The sequence below is a fragment of the uncultured Jatrophihabitans sp. genome (assembly GCF_964251945.1).
Classification (GTDB): domain Bacteria; phylum Actinomycetota; class Actinomycetes; order Mycobacteriales; family Jatrophihabitantaceae; genus Jatrophihabitans.
Genome location: NZ_CAXULP010000007.1, coordinates 173,206 through 194,071, shown reverse-complemented (window position 1 = coordinate 194,071; position 20,866 = coordinate 173,206). Strand labels below are relative to the sequence as shown.

Genomic DNA, 20,866 nt, shown 5'->3' with positions numbered 1-20,866 from the left:
GACGACGGCGACGGTCCCGCAGGCCCGCTCCAGCCCGGCGAGCGGTCAGGCGCCGCCGGCGGCGCGCGCCGCGAATCCGGCGCGTTGGGCGCGGGCGAGGCGGGCGCGCCGCAGCACAGCGACCCGGCCGCTCGCGTCGGTGAGGCCGAGGGTGCGGCGCAGCGTGGCGGTGCTGGCCAGCCGGTGCACGACCAGCGGCGCGAAGCCGATCCGGGCCAGGTAACGGTTCGCTTCACGCGAGCCCGCTGCTGCGGTGGCCAGCACGTGCTCCACGCCGGTTTCGTCGGCCATCTTGACGGCGGCGGCGAGCAGCGCCCGGCCGATGCCGCGCCGCCGCGCCTTCGGCGTCACCATCAGATGCGTCACGTGCACGACCGGGGTGAGGTCGATGGCGCCGACATCGTCCGCCTTGACCGCGACCATCCCGACCGGCTCGGCGGACTCGTCTACGGCGAGCAACACGGTCCGGTCGTCGCGGGCGAGCATCGCGGTGATCCGCGCTTCCAGCCGATCGCCGGCCGGGTCGGCCAGCGGGCGGCCGCCGCAGGCGCCGGCGCTGGTGTCGATCGACCGCACCAGGCCCGCGATCTGCTCGACATCGTCGACCGCAGCCAGGCGGATACGGACGTTGGCACGCGCCACGGCAGGCTCCCCCAGAAGATCGTGAATCGAGCAATCGGTGCGTTTGCAACAGTAGAACGCCGCAGACCAGGTCCACAACGGGCCCCGGCGACCCGAGCTGGTCAGCGCGTCGGCGCCGCGGCGCGGATCATCCGCCGAGGTATGCCTTGGTCAGCGAATCGTCTCTGATGAGTTCCGAGGCCGGGCCGTGAAGCGTCAGGCGTCCGGACTCCAGCACATAGGCGTAATCGGCGATGCGCAACGCGGCGAGCGCGTTCTGCTCGACGAGCAATACTGTGACGCCTTGCTCGCGAATCGCCTGAATGGTGTCGAAGATGACATCGACGAGCACCGGCGCGAGCCCCATCGACGGCTCGTCGAGCAGCAGCAACTTCGGGGCGCCGAGCAGCGCCCGGCCGACGGCGAGCATCTGCTGCTCGCCGCCGGACATCGTGCCGGCCTTCTGGTTGATGCGGTCACGCAGCACCGGGAAGAGGTCGAGGACCCGTTCGCGGTCGCGGGCGATGCCGTCCGTGTCCTTGCGGAGGAACGCGCCGAGGTCGAGGTTCTCCGACACGGTCATCCGTTGGAAGATCCGCCGGCCCTCGGGCGAATGGCAGATGCCGGCCTTGACGATGTCGTGCCCGGCCATGCCGCTGATCTTTCGACCCTGGAAGACGATCGAACCGGAGCGCGGCTTGAGCAGCCCGGAGATCGTGCGCAGCGTCGTCGATTTGCCTGCGCCGTTCGAGCCGATCAGCGTGACGATCTGGCCTTCGTGGACCGAAATGTCCAGGCTCTGGACGGCGGCGATGTTGCCGTAACTGACCGAGACCTTGTCCAGCTTGAGCATCGGCTCGCCGGTGGCGTTCGTCATGCGAGCCCTCCGGCCTGCTCGGTGCCGGACTTGCCTAGGTAAGCCTCGACCACCCGCTGGTTGGCGCGGATGTCGTTCGGCCCGCCTTCGGCGATGACCTCGCCTCGGTCGAGCACGGTGATCCGCTCGCTCACCCGCATGACGACGCTCATGTCGTGTTCAATCAGCAAGACGGACAGGTGACGCTCGTCGCGGATCCGGTGCACGAAGTCGGTGAAGACGGCCGATTCCTGCGGGTTCATGCCGGCGGTGGGCTCGTCGAGCAGCAACACCTTGGGCCGCAGCGCCAGCGCGCGAGCGACCTCGAGACGCCGCTGGTCGCCGTAGGACAGGTTGCGCGCGTATTCGTCGCGCGTCTTGGCGATGCCGACGAAGTCCAGCAACTCGGCGGCGAACTCGTGCGCCGCACGCTCTTCGCGGCGCTTGCGCGGGCTGCCGAAAACGGTGCCGAAGATGCCGGTCTTCAGATGCGAGTGCATCGCCACCATAACGTTCTCCTCGGCCGTCATCAGATTGAACAGCCGGATGTTTTGGAACGTTCGTGCGAGGCCGAGTTGGGCGATCTTGTGCGGCGGCCGGCCGGTGACGTCGCGCCCGTCGAGCTCGACGACGCCGCTGGTGGGTTGGTACAGCCCGGTGAGGATGTTGAAGAAGGTCGTCTTTCCGGCGCCGTTGGGCCCGATCAGGCTGACGACGGATTCCCGCGGGATCGTGAACGTCACGTCGTTCACCGCGACCAGCCCGCCGAACTTGATGGTGACGTTGCTGGCCTGCAGGCTCGGCGCCGAGCTCGACCCGCGCGTTGTCGCGATGTCCGCGGGCGCGCTCACTGCTGCTTCTCCCCCGTCGCGACGTCGGTGGTGTGCGCGGCGGCTTCCGCGGACGCGCCGCCTTCGAGCGCCTGCGCCGAATCGACGTCTGCGCCGAGCGACTCCATCTCGGTGCGCGAGGGCTCGCGCATGATCTGCCGGGTGCGGCGCTCGGGCAGGAGGCCCTCGCGGCGGAACAGCATCATCAACACCAGGATGACGCCGAACACGAGGAAGTTGTAGTTCGAGATCTCGATGTTCGCGTTGAACGTGCTGTTGTACACCGTGCCGAGCTGGTTGAGGCCGGTGTTGTTGATCCAGTCGAGCACGACGGCGCCGATCAGCACCCCCCACACGTTGCCCATGCCGCCGATCACGACCATGATCAGCACGAAGATCGAGTTGGCGTACTGGAAGCTGTCCGGGAACGCGCCGCCCACCGTCTCGGAGTACGCGACGCCGCCGAGCCCGCCGAAGGCCGCCCCGACAGCGTAGGCGGACAGCTTCGCCTTCACGAGCGAGACGCCCATCATGTTGGCCGCGAGCTCGTCCTCGCGAATCGCCAGCCAGGACCGGCCCAGGCGGCCGCCGCGGATCCGGAGGGACACGAACACGCAGAACGCGACGAGGGCGCAGAGGATCAGGTAAAGGAAGGGCAGCGCGCTCGCCGACAGCCCGAGCAGATCCGGGAAACCGACGTGGTTGAGCGGCTCGGGGTTGATCGGGTCGACCGGGTTGATCGCACGCGTTCCGTTGGTGATGTTCTGGCCGAAGATGTGATCGCCGTTGCGGAAGAACGCCGGAATGATCTCGCCGAAGGCCAGCGTCACGAGGGCGAGGTAGTCACCGCGCAGCCGCAGCGTCGGCGCGCCGATCAGGATGCCGAACCCGGCGCAGACCAGCGCCCCGATCAGCAGCACCAGCCAGAAGTTGAAGTGGATGCCCGGGATCGTCGCGACGGTTTTCACGCTGCCGACGTGCAGACCTCCTTTGATCTGCGACCAGAAGCTCGACATCAGCCACGCGCCGACGTACGTGCCGATGGCCCAGAACGCGACGTAGCCGAGGTCGAGCAGTCCCGCGTAGCCGACCACGATGTTCAAACCGAGCGCCATGATCGCGTAGACGAGGCACTCGTTGATGGCGGAGATCGGCGCCCAGTTGTCCACCGTCGAGTTGATGCTGTCGGTGAGATTGGGCAGCTGGTAGTAGAAGACGAAGGCGGCGACCGCCACAACGAGCATCGCGATCGACCACTTGAGGTTGGCGCCCGGGCGCCAGCCGCGCCGCCCCTTGGGCGACTTCGCGGGAGGTGTCGCCGCAGGCTTGGACATGGCGATGGCCATGGCTAGACCTTCTCCGTCGTTCGTTGACCCAGCAAGCCCTCCGGCTTGAAGACCAGCACGAGAATCAGGATCGCGAAGATCAGCGCCTTCGACCACTGCGCCCCGATGGCATAGGGCGACCCGTCGTTGAGCGCCTGGATGACGCCGATCAACAGCGCGCCGAGCACCGCGCCGAGCAGGTTGCCGATGCCGCCGAGCACCGCTGCGGTGAAGGCGAAGAGGCCGAGAGTAAGACCGTCGTCGTAGCGGGTGTGGCCCACGGTCTCGAGATAGAGCACCGCGCCGGCCCCGGCCATCGCACCGCCGAGTCCGAAGGTGAAGGAAATGGTGCGGTTCACGTTGATGCCCATCAGCCGAGCGGCGTCCTGGTCCTGTGCGGTGGCCCTCATCGCCTTGCCCTGCAAGGTGTTCTGCACGACGAACGTCAGACCGAGCAGCAGAAGCCCGGTGGCAATCAGCACCACGATGAACGACCACAGCACTTTTACCCCGCCGATGGTGAACCCGCTCTGGGTGAAGATGGTGTCCCACAGCGGCTGGCCCGAGCCGTTCACCAGCTGGCCGATATTCTGGAAGATGAACGACAACCCGACTGCGGTGATCAGCGGCGCGAGCTTCGGCGCGTTGCGCAGCCGGCGGTAGGCGAAGAACTCCGCGCCCATGTTGATGAGCGCACAGAAGATCATCACCACGATCATCGTCAGCACCAGCCCGAGGAAGGCGGTGACCGTCGGCGTCGTGAGATGCAGCCAGTTCACCATCATGTTCGCCGCCAGGACGGTGCCGAGCATGAACAGGTCGCCGTGCGCGAAGTTGATCAGCTCGATGATCCCGTAGACGAGCGTGTAACCGAGCGCGATAAGCGCATACAGCGCGCCGTTGCCAATTCCCGTCTCGATGTTCTGGAAGAACTGCGACGGCGCCTTCACGAGGTTGGCGATCAGCCACACCGCGGCGCCGATCAGCACCGCATATTTCGCGACCCGCTCCACCTGATCGCCGAGGCGGATCGGGCGGCGGCGCTTCGGCGACTTCGCTACGAGGATGGTCACCGGTCAGGACCTCTCTTCGAGTGAGCGGGAAAGAGATGCCGATTATCGACTACGGGCCGGGTGCCGTCGGCGTTCCCGACGACACCCGGCCCGCGGACGTGACTACTTGACCGATTCCGGCTGCAGGAAGGTCTCCTGGTTGTTCTTCATCACCAGGACGGAGATGTCCTTGGCGTTGACGTCGCCGGTCTTGGGATCGATGACCAGCTCCTTGCCGAGCACCGACTCGCTGGCCGGGATGGTGATCGGCGTGCTGCCGAACACCTGGTCCACGACGCTCTGCCGAGTGCCGTCGGACTTCGCGATGGCGGCCATGATGACCTGCATCGCGGCCGCGCCGTACAGCGGGTAGCTGCCGGTCGGCGCGGACCCGTACTTCGCCTTGTACGCGGCCAGCAGCTTCGCGCCGGCGCCCGCCTGCTTCAGCAGCTGCTCCGTCGCCAAGCCGGCGAAGGTCAGGTACATGCCCTGCGACTGCGGCTGCTTGTCCAGCGCCGGGTAGCCGGTGAAGCCGTCCGGCGCGAACATCTTGACCTTGGTGTTGTCACCCAGGACGTTGAACTTGTCCTTGACGAGCTGCCCGCCGTTCTGGTCATAGGTGCCGCCGAGGTAGATGCATTGGGCGCCCAATGCCTTGATCTTGGTCATCAGCGCGGTGTAGTTCGACGCCTTCGGGTCCCACGACTCGTTGCCGAGGACCTTGATGCCGTCCTTCGTCGCGTTCGTCGCGAACGACTTGGCGATGCCGGTGCCGTAGGTCGAGTTGTCGTTGATGACGTAGCAGTTCGTGACCTTCAGGTCCTGCTTGGCAAACAACGCCGCCGCGGTGCCCTGGTAGTCGTCGGTGGTGACCACGCGGGCGTAGTTGCGCTTGCCCGACGGGTAGTACTTGTCCGGCTCGCCCGGGTCGTTGCCGGCGTAGGACTTGGTCAGGCCGGGGCTGGTGTTCGCATCCGACACCATGAGCAGCGGGCCGCCGTTGAGGATCGGCACCTCGAGCTTCGCGCAGCCGGAGTTGAAGGTGCCCATGACCGCGATCTCGCTGGCGTTCGCGATGTGCGCCTGGGCGTTCTTCGTGCAGGTCGACGGGTCCCAAGCGCCGGTGGAGGCGATCGAGTTGTCGTAGACCTTCAGCTTGATGTTGTAGTTGCCGGCCTTGTCGCCGTGCTCGTCGAGGTAGAGCTGGATCATCTTGTTCGTCGAGTCGTTGGCGTCCTTGTTCGTGCCCTGCAACGGCAGGTCGGTCGCCACCGTGACGGTCTTGCCGCTGGCGCTGGCGGTGCTGCCGCCGCCGCTGCCGCTGCTGCCGCTACTGCTCGGACTGGAGCTGGAGCTCTTACAGGCCGCCACCCCGAGGACCGTCATCCCCAACACGAGGGGAACGCTGACTACTGAACGAAACCGCAACTGAGCCTCCTGAAGGCTGATTGTTCGGCGCTGTTAGCGCGGATGCTCACGCCTCTGGGGGCGGATGGCGGAAGCCTAACCCGGCGAACCGCAGGCGAGCGCCTATCGTCCTCCCCGTGACCGGGTCGTTATGCACGGCCGCGAAATGGCCGTCATGGCGTCATTTGCTCTGGCATCGTCGTCGCGGTTGCGGCCGTTTTGTCCGTGTCGCGTTCGTCGGCCGCCAGCTCGTTCGGATCGCCGCCATCGTCCACCCCGCCGGTGAGCACGAGTTCGGCGACCACGCGCATCGACTTGCGGTTGTCCATCGCCGCACGCTGGATCCAGCGGAACGCCTCGGGCTCGCTGAGGGCGTGTCTGGTCATCAGGATCCCTTTGGCGCGCTCGATCAGCTTGCGGGCCTCGAGCCGGTCGCGCAGGCCCGTGACCTCGGCCTCGAGCGCGCGGATCTCGGCGAAGCGGGACGCGGCCATCTCGATTGCCGGCAGGAGGTCGCGCTTCTGGAACGGCTTGACCAGATACGCCATCGCGCCCGCATCCCGGGCCCGCTCGACGAGATCGCGTTGGCTGAACGCGGTCAGCATGACCACCGGCGCGATGCGCGCCTCGGTGATCTGCGCGGCCGCGGCGATGCCGTCCATCTTCGGCATCTTCACGTCGCAGATGACGAGGTCGGGCGTGAGCTGCCCGGCGAGTTCGACCGCCTGCTCGCCGTCGGCGGCCTCGCCGACGACGTCGAAGCCTTCCTCTTCCAGCATTTCGCGCAGGTCCAGCCGGATGAGCGCCTCGTCCTCCGCGATCAGGACACGCATGGGCGGCGATCCCGGCGGGCCCGGTGGAGCGGCGACCACGATGTCCCTCTCACCTCAACGTTGAACGAGTGCCAAGCCTAGACTGGCTAAGATTTCATCGACGTCACGCCCCTGTGATGGAACGGGAGACATGGTGCCCTCAAAAGGCATTGCCGAAAGGCGTGTGGGTTCGAATCCCACCGGGGGCACCGCGCTTCAGTGAATCGTCTTTCCACACGATGTGGTCGAAATCGAGGCTCGGAAATCGACCACGGGGTGTGGCAAGCGGCATCAGATCTCACCGGGCAGACTGACCGTTTGTGAGCGGGCACATGACGCCGGAGGAGTTCCGCCGGCACGGTTACGCGGCGATCGACTGGATCGCCGACTACTACGAGCGCCTCGAGACGTTTCCGGTGCTGTCCCAGGCGAAGCCGGGCGATCTGCGCGCCGCGTTGCCGCCGCACCCGCCCGAGTACGGCGAGCCGTTCGAGCAGGTCCTCGCCGATTTGGACTCGCTGATCCTGCCCGGCATCACCCACTGGCAGCACCCGTCGTTCTTCGCCTACTTCCCGGCGAACGCCTCCGGCCCCGCGATCCTCGGCGATCTGCTGGCGTCCGGGCTGGGCGTGCAAGGGATGCTCTGGGCCACCTCGCCCGCGGCGACCGAGCTCGAGACGCACGTGCTCGACTGGCTGGCCGAGCTGCTCGACCTGCCGGCGCGTTTCCGCTCTGACGGGCCTGGCGGCGGCGTGATCCAGCACAGCGCCTCGGACGCCGCGCTCGTCGCTGTGCTCGCGGCGCTGCACCGGGTCAGCGGCGGCCGCACCGAGCGCGGCGGCGTCGGCGCCGAGCGCTATGCCGTGTACACGTGCGCGCACACGCACTCGTCCGTCGAGAAGGCCTGCCGGATCGCCGGCCTCGGCGCCGACGCGCTGCGCAAGCTTGACGTCGACCCCGAGACCATGACCGCCCGGCCGGACGACCTGCGCGCGCTGCTCGACGCCGACCGCGCCGCCGGCATCACGCCGGCGCTGGTCGTCGCGTCGGTCGGAGCCACCGGCACCGGCGCGGTCGACCCGGTGCGCGCGCTCGCCACCGCCGCGCGCGAGGCCGGCGCGTGGGTGCACGTCGACGCGGCCTGGGCCGGCGTCGCCGCCGTCGCCCCCGAGTTCCGCTACCTCAACGACGGCCTCGAGCTGGCCGACTCCTACGTCACGAACCCGCACAAGTGGCTGCTGACGAACTTCGACTGCGACGCGTTCTGGGTGGCCGATCGCGCGCCCCTGCTCGGCGCGCTGTCGATCCTGCCCGAATACCTGCGCAACTCGGCCACCGAGTCGGGCGCGGTGACGGACTACCGCGACTGGCACGTGCCGCTCGGCCGGCGCTTTCGCGCGCTCAAGCTCTGGTCGGTGCTGCGCTGGTACGGCGCAGAAGGCCTGCGCAACCACATCCGCGGCCACGTCGCGCTTGCGCAGGAGTTCGCGTCATGGGTGGCCGCCGACGAACGGTTCGAACTCGCCGCCGCCCCGCAGCTCGCGCTCGTCACCTTCCGCCTGGCCGCCGGCGACGACGCGACCCTCGAACTGATGCGCCGGGTCAACGAGAGCGGCGCTCTCTACCTGACCCACACCGTCGTCGGCGGCGCGGTCGCGCTGCGCTTCGCGATCGGCTCGCCGCAGACCGAGCACCGCCACGTCGCAGCCGCGTGGCACGCCCTGCAGGCCTCGGCGCCGTAACCTGCGGTATCCCCACCGAGGCGGGAGTGACGGCTCGTGCGCGTGCTCGTGTCCCTCGCGTTCCGCCGGCTCTGGCACCAGCGCGGACGGTGGGGGCTGTTTGCGGTCGGCGTCGCGCTCGTCGTGGCGATTCCGGTGACGACCGCGGCGCTCGCCCGATCCGTCGACGCGCGCGCCGTCCGCCGCACGATCGCCGCGCTGAGCGCGAGCGACCGCGAGCTGACAGTGAGCCAGGAGACCGACTCCGTGCAGCGGCGCGGCACATCGGCGAGCAACAACGCCGACGTGCGCCGGCAGCTGAGCCGGCTGTCGGCGCTGCCCGTCGTTCGCGAGCTGGCCTTCCGGCCGCTCGTCGTCGCCGGCGCCGCCATGACCCTCGGCGGCGCGGATCAGCTGAGCAGGTGGACGCGGCTCACCTCCGGCCGGGCGCCGGCCAGCTGCACGCCGACCCGCTGCGAGGTGCTCGTAGTCGGCGGCGGCGACACCGCGGCGCTGCGCAGGGCGGCGATCCAGGTCGGCGTCGTGGTCGTCGGCGTCGCGGCCGCTCGCACTCCGGCGCTCGCGGCCGGCGCGGGCGCCCAACCGGGCACTCCTTTGCTGCTCGCCGCCAGCGCCGACGAGATCGCCCGGCTGTCCGCGTTGGCGCTGTTCTCCCGGCACCTGGTGTGGACCGGCGCCGTCGACGCCGACCGCGTGGTCGCGCTCGGCGTGCAGAGGTGGGTGGCCCGCGCCGCGGACGTCTCCGCCGTGCTCGCCGATCGGGACGCCGCGACGATCGACGCGCCGACGTATCAGCTGCAGGCGATCGAAATCCGGGCCGACGCGTCTGCCCGCCGCCTCGCATTGCTCGGCGGCTTCGCCGCGGTGCTGCTGCTCGGTTTCGCGGTCGTCGCGGCGGTCGGGCTGCGCCGCGACGGAGTCCTGCTGAACGAGGTGCTGCGGCGGCGGGGCGCCACGGCGGGTCGCACCGCGGCAGCGACCGCGGTGCAAACTGCCGCGGCCTGCGCCGTCGGCGCGGTGGCCGGATTCGTGCTCGGCGCGACGCTCGCCGCCGCCGTCTCGCGCGGCACCGGCCTGACCGGGCTGGGCGTCGCGCTGCACGCCGTGGAGGACGCCCTCGTGCCGGCGGCCCTGCTCACCGTCGCGACCGCGGCCGTGGGCGTCGCGGTGCTGCTCTGGGCGCAGGCCCGGACGGTCGGCCGCGCCCTCGATGTGATCGTGCTCGTCTGCCTCGGCGCCGCGGTGCTTGCCGCCGCGCGCGGCTCGGCGTCCGCCGACGGGCTCTCCGCCCGCGCCGACCCGCTGATCCCGGCGCTGCCCGTGCTGTCCTGTGTCGCCGCCGGCCTCGTCGCGGCCCGGCTGTGGGCGCCGACGATGCGAGTGGCAGAACGGCTGCTGCCGCACCGCTCGCTCGCCGGGCGCATCGCGCTCGTTGGCGCCGTCCGGCGGCCGTTGCGGCCGGTCGCGACGACGGCGTTCCTCACCGCGGCTATCACGTCGGTTGTGTTCGCTGGGGCGTACCGGTCGACGCTGCTCGCCAACGACGCCGACCAGGCCGCTTTCCAGGTGCCGCTCGAGCGCACTGTCGCGCCCGGTCTGGGCAAGCCGGCCCCAACCTCGGTGCCGGGCGCCGGAAAGGGCGTCGACGTCTATCCGGTGCTGCGCACGGCGGCCTCGGTGACCCGGCTGGCCGGCGTCGTCGACTCGGTGCCGGTCGTCGCCGTGGACGCGGCCGCGCTGCCCCGGATGGCGCGTTGGTCGCGGACCACCGGCGCCGCCGAGTCTGCGGCCGACGTCGCGCGGCAGCTGCGTCGCCCGCTGCCCGCCCTGCCGAAGCTGCCCGCGGGCGCCCGGGTGCTGACCATCGACGCGACCGGCGCCGACCCGCAGACGTCCATCGCGGTGTGGGTGCGGGCGGCCGACGGGCGACCGGCGACCGGTGGGCGGCGGGCCGGCGCCGAGCAGCGTGTCGATCTGCGCATCCGCGACGGCGCGCTCGTCGGCAAGCTGCCGGACCTCGGCGCCGGCCCGCTGTCGGTCGCCGCGTTCGGCGTAGCGGAAGGCGGCGACTACGCGACGCACCACGAGCACGCGATCAACGAAGGGAACAGCGACCAGCCGCTGCTGTCCGGCCGGTTGCTGCTCGGCGCGGTCCGCACGGATGGCGCCATCGCGCCCTGGTCGTGGTCGTCGTGGGGCGCGGCCGGCGGCGCCGCCACCGCCACGACGCGCACGCTGCGCTTCGCCTACCGGTTGTCCGGCACCACCGCGGTCGCCGCGCCGGACTACGCCGCCGCGCAGGCCGCCGAGCTCCCCGTCGTCGTCGATCCCGGCACCGCGCTCGACGCGCACGGCGGTGAGCTCGATCTGCGGCTGGACAGCGAGACGTCGATCCGGGCGCGCGTCGTCCTGACGATGCCTCGCCTGCCGACCACGAGCGGCGCGTTCGTGCTGGCCGACCGCGCGGTCTTCCAGCGGTTGGTCGACCTGTCCGAGCCCGGTCGCAACGCGACCGAGTTCTGGGTCGCCGGCTCGAGCGCCGCGCTCACCTCCGCGCTCGCGCACAGCGGACTGGCCGTCGCCAGTCGCGCTGTGGTGCAGGCGCGGCTCGACGACGACCCGATCGGCGAGGGCGCGCGCCTGCTGCTCGCGTTGGTCGCGTTGCTCGCGCTCGCCGTCGCGGCGGTGGCGTTGATGCTGACCGTCGTCGGCGAGCGCCGCGATGGCGCGGGCGAGCTGTACGCCTGGGAGGCCGACGGCGTCCGACCGCGACTGCTGCGTCGCGTGCTCGCGGTGCGGGCGCTCACGGTCGTCGCGGTGGCGGCGCCGATCGGGGTCGGCGCCGGCCTGCTGCTGGCACGGATCGGCACCAGGCTGGTCGCGGTCGACGCCGCCGGGACGAGTCCGCGGCCGGCGTTGGAGGTGTCGCTCGGCTCGGCGTGGTCGGTGCTCGCGCTCGTGGCCGGCGTCGGGGCCGGGTTGCTCGCCGGCTGGGCGGTCGCCGCGGCCGCGCTGCGCGAGCGGCACCCGGTCGCGGCGGAAGTCGAGTTGCGATGACCCCGCCCGCGACCCCCTCCCCGACGTCCCCGACCCCTGCGCGCACAGCAGCCCCGGACGCGATCGCCGTGCGGGACGTCTTCTGCCTGTATCCGGTTCCGGACGGCTCGACGGTCGCCGCGCTGCGCGGCTTGTCGCTGCGGGTGCCGGCCGGCGAGCGGCTCGTCGTGCACGGTCCGAACGGGTCGGGCAAGACGACGTTGCTGCGCGTGCTGACCGGCGAGGTGCGCGCGGGCGCCGGTTCGGTCGCCGTCGGCGGCCTCGACCTGTCCGGGGCGCGCGGCGCCGAACTCGCGACGCTGCGCCGCGACGTGCTCGGCGTCGTCGACCAGCACTCGGGGCGGACGCTGCGCCCCGAGCTGTCGGCAGCCGACAACGTCGCGCTCCAGCTGCGGATCGCCGGGCGGCGCCGCGGACCCGCGCGGGCCGAGTCGGAGAAGACGCTCGCAGAGCTCGGCCTGCTCGCGCTCGCCGGCCGGCGGCCGGCCACGCTGTCGGCCGGCGAGGCGCAACGCGTGGCCGTCTGCGCGGCGGTGGCGCACCGGCCGGCGGTGCTGCTCGCCGACGAGCCCACCGGGACCCTCGACGTCGAGGCCGCGGACAGCGTGTACGACCTGCTGGACGCGGCCGCCCGGCAGGCGGGCGCCACGCTGGTGCTGGTCACCCACGATCCGCGCGCCGCCCGGATCGCCGACCGGGTGGTACGCATCCGCGACGGGCGGCTGTCCGAGCAGTGGCGCCCCGGTGAGCCAGCCGGTGAGGAGCTGGTCGTCGATGACCGCGGGTGGCTGCGGCTGCCCGAGTCCGTCCGACGCCAGGCCGGGGTCGCCGGCATGGCGCGGGTGCGGTTCGACACCCAGCGCGACCGCGTGGAGTTGGCGGGGACGGCGGGCGTCGGCGCGCGGCCAGAGCCGACTCCGATCGTGCCCGGCCCGCTGCACGTCCCGTCCGACACGCCGATCGGCGCGCTGAGCGAGGTGCGCGTCGCGTACGGCCCGCGGGTGGTGCTCGACGGGTTCTCCGCGACGTTTGCGCCGAGCACGCTCACCGTGCTGCGCGGGCGCTCAGGCGCCGGCAAGACCACGGTGCTGCAGCTGCTGCTGGGGCTGGCCGACCCCGACGCAGGCGACGTCCGACTCGGCGGCCGGCAGGTGCGCGGCCTGACGCGAACGCAGCGGGCCGACCTGCGCCGCGAGCTCGTCGGTGTCAGCCTGGCCGCCGGCGCGCTCGCCGAGTCGCTGGACGTGCTGGAGAACCTCGCGTTCGCGCGCGCGACCCGCGGGCTGCCCGCGGACGGCGACCTCGTGCGCTCGATCGCGGACGCGCTCGGCGTGCTCGGCCTCGCCGGGCGCCCGGTGCGGCTGCTGTCCGGCGGCGAACGGCAGCGGGTCGCCGCCGCCCGAGCGCTCGTCGCGCAGCGCCCGCTCGTCGTGCTCGACGAGCCGACCGCCCAGCAGGACGAGGCGCACGCGGCACTGGTGGCCGCAGTCCTCGCGGCGGCCGCGGGGGCGGGAACGGCCGTCGTCTGCGCGACGCACGACGAGACGCTCGCCGCCGCGGCGGACGTCGTGCTCGAGCTGCGCTGAGACTTCAAAGTTGTCCGCACGTCGTCGGGCCAGCCCACGACGAAGCGGGGACAACTCGCGGGAGAGGCGCCAGCCGGTCAGCGGCGGACGCGGATCATGCCCTCTTGGACCACGCTCGCGACCTGCGTGCCGTCCCGGCCGAAGAACCGGCCGGTGGCCAGCCCACGGCCGCCGGACGCGGACGGCGACTTGGTGGAGTACAGCAGCCACTCGTCGGCGCGAAACGGCCGTTCGAACCACACGGCGTGGTCGAGGGAGGCCATTGCCACCTCGTGCACTCCCGGCGCGATCCCGTGCCGTGCCAACACGGAGTCGAGCAGCGTCATGTCCGAGGCGAAGGTCAGCACACAGTCGTGCAGCAGCGGGTCGTCGGGCAGCACGCCGTCCGCGCGCAACCACACCCGGGTCAGCGCCGGACGGGGCCCCAGCTCGGCTTGCTCCCAGGTCGGCGGGTCGACGTAGCGCAAGTCGATCGGCTTGGGCATCGCCCGATAGAACTCCGCGGCGGCATCCGTGGTCGCGTAACGCTCCGCAAGGGGTGCCAGCGTCTCCGGGTCGGGCACGTCCGGCATCGACGATTGATGCTCGATCCCTTCTTGAGCGAGCTGGAACGACGCGGAGAGGGAGAAGATCGTCTCGCCGTGCTGCACCGCCACCACGCGCCGCGTCGAGAACGACCGCCCGTCGCGAACGCGATCGACCTCGTAGACGATGGGGGTCGTCGAGTCGCCCGGCCGCACGAAGTAGGAGTGCAGCGAATGAACGTGCCGCTCAGCCGGCACCGTGCGGCCCGCGGCGACCAGCGCCTGGCCGGCCACCTGACCGCCGAAGGTGCGCATCCGGCGCGAGCGGATGATGTCGCCGCGGAATACGTCCTGCTCGATCTGCTCGAGGTCGAGCAGGCGGACCAGCCCGTCGACGGCGTCCTGGCCGGTCAATGAGCTGTCGTCGCCGAACTCAACCATGCCGCAGGACGTCTCCGATCCGGTGCACTCGGATGGTGTTGGTGGCGCCCGGCGTCGACGGCGGAGTTCCGGCGACGATCACCACGAGGTCGTGCGGGTGGCAGACGCCGCGGGTGACCAGCGCCGAGTCGACCTGGCGCACCATGTCGTCGGTGGTGTTCACCGTCCACACCAGGTGCGCCTCGGCGCCCCAGAGCAGCGCCATCTGCCGCTGCACCGTCTCGAGCGGGGTGAAGACGAGCAGCCGCTCGGTCGGCTGCAGCCGCGACAGCCGTCGCGCAGTGTCGCCGGTCTGCGTGAACGCGACGAGCGCGACCGCGCCAAGGGCGTCGCCGATGTCCTTCGCGGCCTTCACGATCGCGCCGCCGGAGGTGCGCGGAACGTGCTGCAGCCCGGCCGGGTGGGCGCCGGACTCCTCCACTGAGCGGATGATCCGGCTCATCGTCGCGACGGCCTGCACGGGGAACTTCCCGACGCTCGTCTCGCCGGACAACATGACCGCGTCGGCGCCGTCGATGACCGCGTTCGCGACGTCGGACGCCTCGGCGCGGGTGGGTCGGGAATGCGTGATCATCGACTCGAGCATCTGCGTCGCGACGATCACCGGCTTGGCGTTGTCGCGGCAGATCTGGATCGCGCGCTTCTGCACGACGGGCACCTGCTCCAGCGGCATCTCGACGCCGAGGTCGCCGCGCGCGACCATGACGCCGTCGAAGGCCAGCACGATGTCGTCGAGCCGATCGACAGCCTCTGGCTTCTCGACCTTCGCGATGACCGGGACGCGGATTCCGACCGCGTCCATCACCCTGTGCACCAGCTTGACGTCCTCGGGATTGCGCACGAAGGACAGCGCGACGAAGTCGACGCCGAGCCGCAGCGCGAACTCCAGATCCTCCGCGTCCTTGTCGGACATGGCCGGCACGCTGACGTCGATGCCCGGCAGCGACAGCCCCTTGTTGTTGCTGACGACGCCGCCCTCGGTGACGTCGCAGACGACGTCGGTGCCGTCGATGATCTCGACGGTGATCAGCGCGACGTTCCCGTCGTCGACGAGCAGCCGATCGCCGGGGCGCACGTCGGCCGCCAGCTGCTTGTAAGTCGTCGACACCCGGTCGTGCGTGCCCGGCACGTCCTCGACGGTGATCCGGACGCGCTCGCCGGTCGCCCAGGTGACCGGGCCCTCGGCGAAGGTGCCGAGCCGGATCTTCGGCCCCTGCAGGTCGGCCAGGACGGCGACGTTGCGGCCGGCGGCCCGCGCGGCCTCGCGCACCTCACGGAACCGGCGGCCATGGTCGGCGTGCACCCCATGGCTGAAGTTCAGCCGGGCGACGTCCATGCCCGCCTCCACGAGCGCGCGCGCCCGCTCGGGCGTGTCGGTCGCGGGACCGAGCGTGCAGACGATCTTGGCGTGCCGGATCACCTGCCCAGCGTAGGACCTGCTGGGGGCGCCGCCTGGAAACGCGATGATCGCGGCCCGGCCTGGCGCGAATACGTGGTCCGGCCGAGATCATCGTCAGATCCCGAAGCCGGCGGGAGAGAATGGCGGAGTGTCCCGTGCCGAGCCGCTCTCACCGCTGGAGCTGCTCGGCGTGTGGCGGCTCGAGCGGCGGATCGCCGACCGGCTGGCCGGCGCGTCCGGGCGGATGACCGGCACCCTCTCGCTCACGGAGACCGCCGACGGCGCCGTCGCCTGGGCCGAGCGCGGGGTGCTGTGGTGGGCCGGCCGGGAGTTCGAGTCGACGCGCGAGTTGCTGATCCGCCGCGACGGCGCCGGCTGGCTGGTGTGCTTCGCCGACGGCCGGCCATTCCACCCGTGGCGACCGGGCCGGCCGGTGACGCATCCGTGCCGCGCCGACGTCTACCGCGGGCTGGTGGACGCGGCCCCGCGCCGGCTGCGGGTCGTGTGGGACGTGACCGGCCCGGCCAAGGACCAACGGCTGCTCACCCGCTGCAGCCGCTGTTGATCCTTGGTCAGGTGCGGGCGGCGGCCATCACCGCGGCGTCGACGTCCTCGCCCGCCGCCTGCGCGCGCCGGGTCGCCTCGAGGACCCGCCGGAAGTCGCGCGGCACGATCGCCGAGAACCGGGCCACCGACGCCGACCAGTCAGCGAGCAACGCCACGCCGACGGCGGAGCCGGTGTGCCGCACGTGCGCCTCGACCACCTTGCGCAGCCGCTCCGCGTCGTCGCCGCCGAGCGGCTCGACGTCGACCATGTCCGGGTTCACCAACGACTCGTCCAGGTCCAGCACGTAGGCATACCCGCCGGACATGCCCGCGCCGACGTTTCGCCCGGCGCCGCCGAGCACGACCGCGACGCCGCCGGTCATGTACTCCAGCGCGTGGTCGCCCACGCCCTCCGCGACGACAGTGGCGCCGGAGTTGCGCACGCAGAACCGCTCGCCGACGATGCCGCGCAGGTAGATTTCGCCGCTGGTCGCGCCGTAGGCGATGACGTTGCCGGCGATCACGTTCTCCTCGGCCGCGAACGGCGCCGTCGGGTCCGGTCGGACGGCCAGCACGCCGCCGGAGAGCCCCTTGCCGGCGTAGTCGTTCGTGTCGCCGATAAGCCGAAGCGTGATGCCGCGCGGCAGGAACGCGCCGAACGACTGCCCGCTCGAGCCGGTGAACGTGACGTCGATCGTCTCGGGCGCGAGGCCGGCCGCGCCGTAGCGCCGGCTGACCAACGAACCCAGCATCGTGCCGACGGTGCGGTTGACGTTGCGCACCGGCAGCTCGAGCCGCACCGGCGAAGCGTCGAGCAGCGCGCCCTCGCAGAGCTGGATCAGCGTGTTGTCCAGCGCGTCGTCGAGGCCGTGGTCCTGCTCGCGGGAGCGGTACACCGTCTGCCCGTACGGGTTCTGCGGCACGCGCAGCACCGGCGCGAGGTCGAGGCCGTCGGCCTTCCAGTGCTCGATCGCCGCGGCCGTCTCGAGCGCGTCGGTCTGCCCGATCGCCTCCTGCAGCGAGCGGAAACCGAGCTCGGCGAGGAGCTCGCGCACCTGCTGGGCGACGAACTCGAAGAACGTCTCGACGAACTCCGGCTTGCCGGTGAACCGCTCGCGCAGCACTGGGTTCTGCGTTGCGACGCCGACCGGGCAGGTGTCCAGGTGGCAGACGCGCATCATGATGCAGCCCGACACGATCAGCGGCGCGGTGGCGAAGCCGTACTCCTCCGCGCCCAGCAGCGCGGCGACGACGACGTCGCGCCCGGTCTTCATCGCCCCGTCCACCTGCACGGTGATCCGATCGCGCAGGCCGTTGAGCAGCAGCGTCTGCTGGGTGTCGGCGAGGCCCAGCTCCCACGGCAGGCCGGCGTGCTTCAGCGAGGTCAGCGGGGCGGCGCCGGTGCCGCCGTCGTGGCCGGAGATCAGCACGACGTCGGCGTGCGCCTTGGACACGCCGGCGGCCACCGTGCCGACGCCGGCCTCGGCGACCAGCTTCACGTGCACCCGCGCCTGCGGGTTCGCGTTCTTCAGGTCGTGGATGAGCTGCTTGAGGTCCTCGATCGAGTAGATGTCGTGATGCGGCGGCGGCGAGATCAGCCCGACGCCGGGCGTCGAGTGCCGGGTCCGCGCGATCCACGGATAGACCTTGTAGCCGGGCAGCTGGCCGCCCTCGCCGGGCTTCGCGCCCTGGGCCACCTTGATCTGGATGTCGTCGGCATTGACGAGATAGTCGCTCGTCACGCCGAACCGGCCGGACGCGACCTGCTTGACGGCCGAGCGCCGCAGGTCGCCGTTGTCGTCGGCGGTGAAGCGCGCCGCGTCCTCGCCGCCCTCGCCGCTGTTCGACTTGCCGCCCAGCCGGTTCATCGCGATCGCGAGGGTCTCGTGCGCCTCGGCCGAGATAGAGCCGTAGGACATCGCGCCGGTGGCGAACCGTTTGACGATGGACGACACCGGCTCGACCTCGTCGATGGGCACCGGGGCGCGCAGGCCGCGGTTGAACTCGAACAGCCCGCGCAGCGTGCCGCCGTCGCGGTTCAGCTGCTCGACCTTGGCGGCGTACTCGGCGAACACCTCGTAGCGGCGGGCGCGGGTGGCGTGTTGCAGCAGGAACACCGTCTCGGGGTTGAACAGGTGCAGCTCGCCCTCACGGCGCCACTGGTACTCCCCCCCGATGTCCAGCCGGCGGTGCGCGCGCGAGGTGGCGACGAGCGGGTAGGCGGTGGCGTGCCGGGCGGCGACCTCCTCGGCGATGGTGCTCAACCCGACCCCGCCGAGCTTGGACGACGTGGCGCCGAAGTACTCCTCGACGATGTCCTTCGCGAGCCCGAAAGCCTCGAACACCTGCGCGCCGATGTAGGACTGGATGGTGGAGATGCCCATCTTCGACATCACCTTCAGCACGCCCTTGCTCAACGCCTTGACGTAGTTCGCGATCGCCTGGCGGCCGTCCAGCCCGGTGATCGCGCCATTGCCGATCAGGTCGTCGATCGACTCGAACGCGAGGTAGGGATTCACCGCCGAGGCGCCGTAGCCCACGAGCAGGGCGACGTGGTGCACCTCGCGCGCCTCGCCGGTCTCGACGATCAACGCGGCCTGGCTGCGCTGGCCGGTGCGCACCAGGTGCTGGTGCACCGCCGAGGTCAGCAGCAGCGACGGGATCGGCGCGTTGTCGTCGTCGCAGTCGCGGTCGGACAGGATGAGCACCCGCGCGCCCGCCTCGACCGCGGCGGAGGATTCGCGGCGCACCCGCTCGAGCGCGGCGGCCAGCGCCTCTCCCCCGCCGTGGACGCGGTACCGGCCGTCGATGAGCTGGCACTGGAAGCCGGACATGTCGCCGTCGGCGTTCACGTGCCAAATCTTCGCGAGCTCGTCATTGTCGAGCACCGGCCGCGGGATGACGATCTGGCGGCAGCTGGCCGGGTTGGGCGCGAGCAGGTTCTGCTCCGGGCCGAGGCCGCTGGCCAGCGACGTCACGAGTTCCTCGCGGATCGCGTCCAGCGGCGGGTTGGTGACCTGCGCGAACAGCTCGCTGAAGTAGTCGAAGAGCATTCGCGGCCGCTTGGACAGCACCGCGACCGGCGTGTCGGTGCCCATCGAGCCGAGCGCCTCGACACCGCCCTTGACCATCGGCGTGACCAGGACGCGCAGCTCCTCCTCGGTGTAGCCGAAGATCTGCTGGCGGCGGGCGACCGACTCATGGGTGCGGACGACGTGCTCGCGCTCGGGCAGGTCGGCGAGGTGGACGCGGCCGGCGTGCAGCCACTCGGCGTACGGGTGCTCGGCGGCCAGCTCGGCCTTGATGTCGGCGTCCGAGCGGATCTCGCCGCGCTCGGTGTCGACGAGAAACATCTTGCCGGGCTGCAGACGGCCCTTCGCGACGATCGTCGACGGGTCGAAGTCGAGCACGCCGGACTCCGAGCCGAGCACCACGAGTCCGTCGGCCGTCTGCCACCAGCGCCCGGGTCGCAGCCCGTTGCGGTCGAGCACCGCGCCGATGACGGTGCCGTCGGTGAAGTTGACGCAGGCCGGGCCGTCCCACGCCTCCATCAGGCACGAGTGGAACTCGTAGAACGCGCGGCGGGCGGGGTCCATCGCCGTGTTGTTCTCCCACGCCTCCGGGATCATCATCAGCACCGCGTGCGGCAGGCTGCGGCCGCCCAGGTGCAGCAGCTCCAGCACCTCGTCGAAGGTCGCCGAGTCACTCGCGTCCGGGGTGCAGATCGGGAACAGCCGCTTGACGTCGCCGGATGCATGCGCTTCGTCGCCCGCGCTGTCCTCGCGCGAACGGGGGCTCGCGAGCAGGTCCGACTCGAGCAGCGCCTCGCGGGTGCGCATCCAGTTCCGATTGCCGCGGATCGTGTTGATCTCGCCGTTGTGCGCGATGTAGCGGAACGGGTGCGCGAGCGGCCAGGACGGGAACGTGTTGGTCGAGAACCGGCTGTGCACCAGGCCGATGGCGCTGGCGAAGCGCTCGTCGCCGAGATCGGGATAGACCTCGCCGAGCTGGTCGGTGGTGAGCATGCCCTTGTAGACGAGCGTGCGCGTGGACAACGAGCAGAAGTACAGCTCGGCGCGCGCCGCGCGGACCCGCCGCTCGGCCACCTTGCGCAACGCGTACGCGCGGCGTTCGAGCTCCATGCCCTGCTCGCCGTTCGCGCCAGCCACGAATAGCTGGCGAAAGCTCGGCAGCACGCTGAGGGTGGTCGAGCCGAGGCCGCCGGTGACCGTGGGCAGCTCCCGCCAGCCGAGCACGACCAGGCCTTCCTCGGCGGCCACCTCGGCGATCACTTCGACGACCGACGCCGCCTGCTCGGCGTCCAGCGGCAGGAAGGCGTTGCCGACGGCGTACGCGCCGCGGGTTGGCAGCTCGAACTCCGTCACCGCGCGCAGGAAGGCGTCCGGGACCTGCACGGTGATTCCGGCGCCGTCGCCGGAGGACGGCTCGGCGCCGGCCGCGCCGCGGTGGTCGAGGTTGTGCAGCGCTGTCAGCGCGCGGCTGACGATCTCGTGGCTCGCGCGTCCCTTGAGGTCGGCGACAAAGGCGACGCCGCAGGAGTCGCGCTCGTCGGCGGGGTCGTAGAGGCCTTGCGCCTCGGGCACGGCTGAGAAGGCGGGCACGCAGTCTCCTGGCAGACAGTCGCGACAACAGCGGCAAATCGGTTGG

The 20,866-nt window shown here is 71.1% G+C and carries 14 protein-coding genes and 1 tRNA gene; 5 read left to right on the top strand and 10 right to left on the bottom strand.

Annotation, left to right across the window (positions count from 1 at the left end; all coding sequences use genetic code 11):
- Positions 1–45 precede the first annotated feature (45 nt).
- The 7 genes from ACFFBG_RS14865 to ACFFBG_RS14835 all read right to left on the bottom strand — a co-directional run bounded on the left by ACFFBG_RS14865 (position 46) and on the right by ACFFBG_RS14835 (position 6,924).
- Positions 46–642, bottom strand: a complete 597-nt coding sequence (locus ACFFBG_RS14865) for a GNAT family N-acetyltransferase (protein WP_375480025.1) — start codon at positions 640–642, stop codon at positions 46–48.
- Positions 643–769: 127 nt separating this feature from the next.
- A complete protein-coding gene (locus ACFFBG_RS14860) occupies positions 770–1,474 on the bottom strand; it encodes an ABC transporter ATP-binding protein (RefSeq protein WP_375480066.1) in 705 nt (234 codons plus the stop codon).
- A gap of 20 nt (positions 1,475–1,494) precedes the next feature.
- Positions 1,495–2,328, bottom strand: coding sequence for an ABC transporter ATP-binding protein (locus tag ACFFBG_RS14855; protein WP_375480023.1), 834 nt, complete (start codon positions 2,326–2,328; stop codon positions 1,495–1,497).
- On the bottom strand, positions 2,325–3,653 hold the full coding sequence (locus ACFFBG_RS14850; protein WP_375480021.1) for a branched-chain amino acid ABC transporter permease: 1,329 nt from the start codon (positions 3,651–3,653) through the stop codon (positions 2,325–2,327). Before ACFFBG_RS14850 ends, ACFFBG_RS14855 begins: the two co-directional genes overlap by 4 nt.
- Positions 3,654–3,655: 2 nt before the next feature.
- Entirely contained in the window at positions 3,656–4,705 is a 1,050-nt protein-coding gene (locus ACFFBG_RS14845; protein WP_375480019.1) for a branched-chain amino acid ABC transporter permease, read from the bottom strand.
- 102 nt (positions 4,706–4,807) lie between these two features.
- Positions 4,808–6,070: a branched-chain amino acid ABC transporter substrate-binding protein gene (locus ACFFBG_RS14840; protein ID WP_375480063.1), complete on the bottom strand. Its 1,263-nt coding sequence runs from the start codon at positions 6,068–6,070 to the stop codon at positions 4,808–4,810.
- 194 nt (positions 6,071–6,264) lie between these two features.
- Positions 6,265–6,924 (bottom strand): ANTAR domain-containing response regulator, encoded by a 660-nt coding sequence (locus tag ACFFBG_RS14835; protein ID WP_375480017.1) that lies wholly within the window; start codon positions 6,922–6,924, stop codon positions 6,265–6,267.
- A gap of 107 nt (positions 6,925–7,031) precedes the next feature.
- On the opposite strand from ACFFBG_RS14835, the gene ACFFBG_RS14830 reads away from it, so the two are divergent.
- The 4 genes from ACFFBG_RS14830 to ACFFBG_RS14815 all read left to right on the top strand — a co-directional run bounded on the left by ACFFBG_RS14830 (position 7,032) and on the right by ACFFBG_RS14815 (position 13,288).
- A tRNA-Leu gene (locus ACFFBG_RS14830) sits at positions 7,032–7,112 on the top strand.
- 123 nt (positions 7,113–7,235) lie between these two features.
- On the top strand, positions 7,236–8,645 hold the full coding sequence (locus ACFFBG_RS14825; RefSeq protein ID WP_375480061.1) for a pyridoxal-dependent decarboxylase: 1,410 nt from the start codon (positions 7,236–7,238) through the stop codon (positions 8,643–8,645).
- 36 nt (positions 8,646–8,681) lie between these two features.
- The gene (locus ACFFBG_RS14820; protein ID WP_375480015.1) at positions 8,682–11,702 is read left to right on the top strand and encodes a hypothetical protein; all 3,021 of its coding nucleotides are present in this window, start codon (positions 8,682–8,684) and stop codon (positions 11,700–11,702) included.
- Entirely contained in the window at positions 11,699–13,288 is a 1,590-nt protein-coding gene (locus tag ACFFBG_RS14815; protein ID WP_375480013.1) for an ATP-binding cassette domain-containing protein, read from the top strand. The genes ACFFBG_RS14820 and ACFFBG_RS14815 overlap by 4 nt, the downstream gene beginning before the upstream one ends.
- 77 nt (positions 13,289–13,365) lie before the next feature.
- On the opposite strand, the gene ACFFBG_RS14810 is transcribed toward ACFFBG_RS14815, so the two are convergent.
- Positions 13,366–14,253, bottom strand: a complete 888-nt coding sequence (locus ACFFBG_RS14810; RefSeq protein ID WP_375480011.1) for an acyl-CoA thioesterase — start codon at positions 14,251–14,253, stop codon at positions 13,366–13,368.
- Positions 14,246–15,673, bottom strand: coding sequence for a pyruvate kinase (pyk, locus tag ACFFBG_RS14805; RefSeq protein ID WP_375480009.1), 1,428 nt, complete (start codon positions 15,671–15,673; stop codon positions 14,246–14,248). Before pyk ends, ACFFBG_RS14810 begins: the two co-directional genes overlap by 8 nt.
- 127 nt (positions 15,674–15,800) lie before the next feature.
- Between pyk and ACFFBG_RS14800 the strand changes: the two genes are divergently transcribed.
- Positions 15,801–16,217: a DUF6314 family protein gene (locus ACFFBG_RS14800; RefSeq protein WP_375480007.1), complete on the top strand. Its 417-nt coding sequence runs from the start codon at positions 15,801–15,803 to the stop codon at positions 16,215–16,217.
- 7 nt (positions 16,218–16,224) lie between these two features.
- Here ACFFBG_RS14800 and gltB read toward each other — a convergent pair whose 3' ends face one another.
- Positions 16,225–20,820 carry a glutamate synthase large subunit gene (gene gltB / locus ACFFBG_RS14795; protein ID WP_375480006.1) on the bottom strand — a complete coding sequence of 1,532 codons (4,596 nt, stop codon included), beginning with the start codon at positions 20,818–20,820 and terminating at the stop codon, positions 16,225–16,227.
- Positions 20,821–20,866 lie beyond the last annotated feature (46 nt).

Bases quoted from the DNA above. Each gene is read 5' to 3' on its own strand.
- ACFFBG_RS14810 (WP_375480011.1), bottom strand. From the start codon at position 14,253: ATGGTTGAGTTCGGCGACGACAGCTCATTGACCGGCCAGGACGCCGTC.
- ACFFBG_RS14840 (WP_375480063.1), bottom strand. From the start codon at position 6,070: ATGACGGTCCTCGGGGTGGCGGCCTGTAAGAGCTCCAGCTCCAGTCCG.
- ACFFBG_RS14850 (WP_375480021.1), bottom strand. From the start codon at position 3,653: ATGGCCATCGCCATGTCCAAGCCTGCGGCGACACCTCCCGCGAAGTCG.
- ACFFBG_RS14815 (WP_375480013.1), top strand. From the start codon at position 11,699: ATGACCCCGCCCGCGACCCCCTCCCCGACGTCCCCGACCCCTGCGCGC.
- ACFFBG_RS14835 (WP_375480017.1), bottom strand. From the start codon at position 6,924: ATGCGTGTCCTGATCGCGGAGGACGAGGCGCTCATCCGGCTGGACCTG.
- ACFFBG_RS14860 (WP_375480066.1), bottom strand. From the start codon at position 1,474: ATGCTCAAGCTGGACAAGGTCTCGGTCAGTTACGGCAACATCGCCGCC.
- ACFFBG_RS14825 (WP_375480061.1), top strand. From the start codon at position 7,236: ATGACGCCGGAGGAGTTCCGCCGGCACGGTTACGCGGCGATCGACTGG.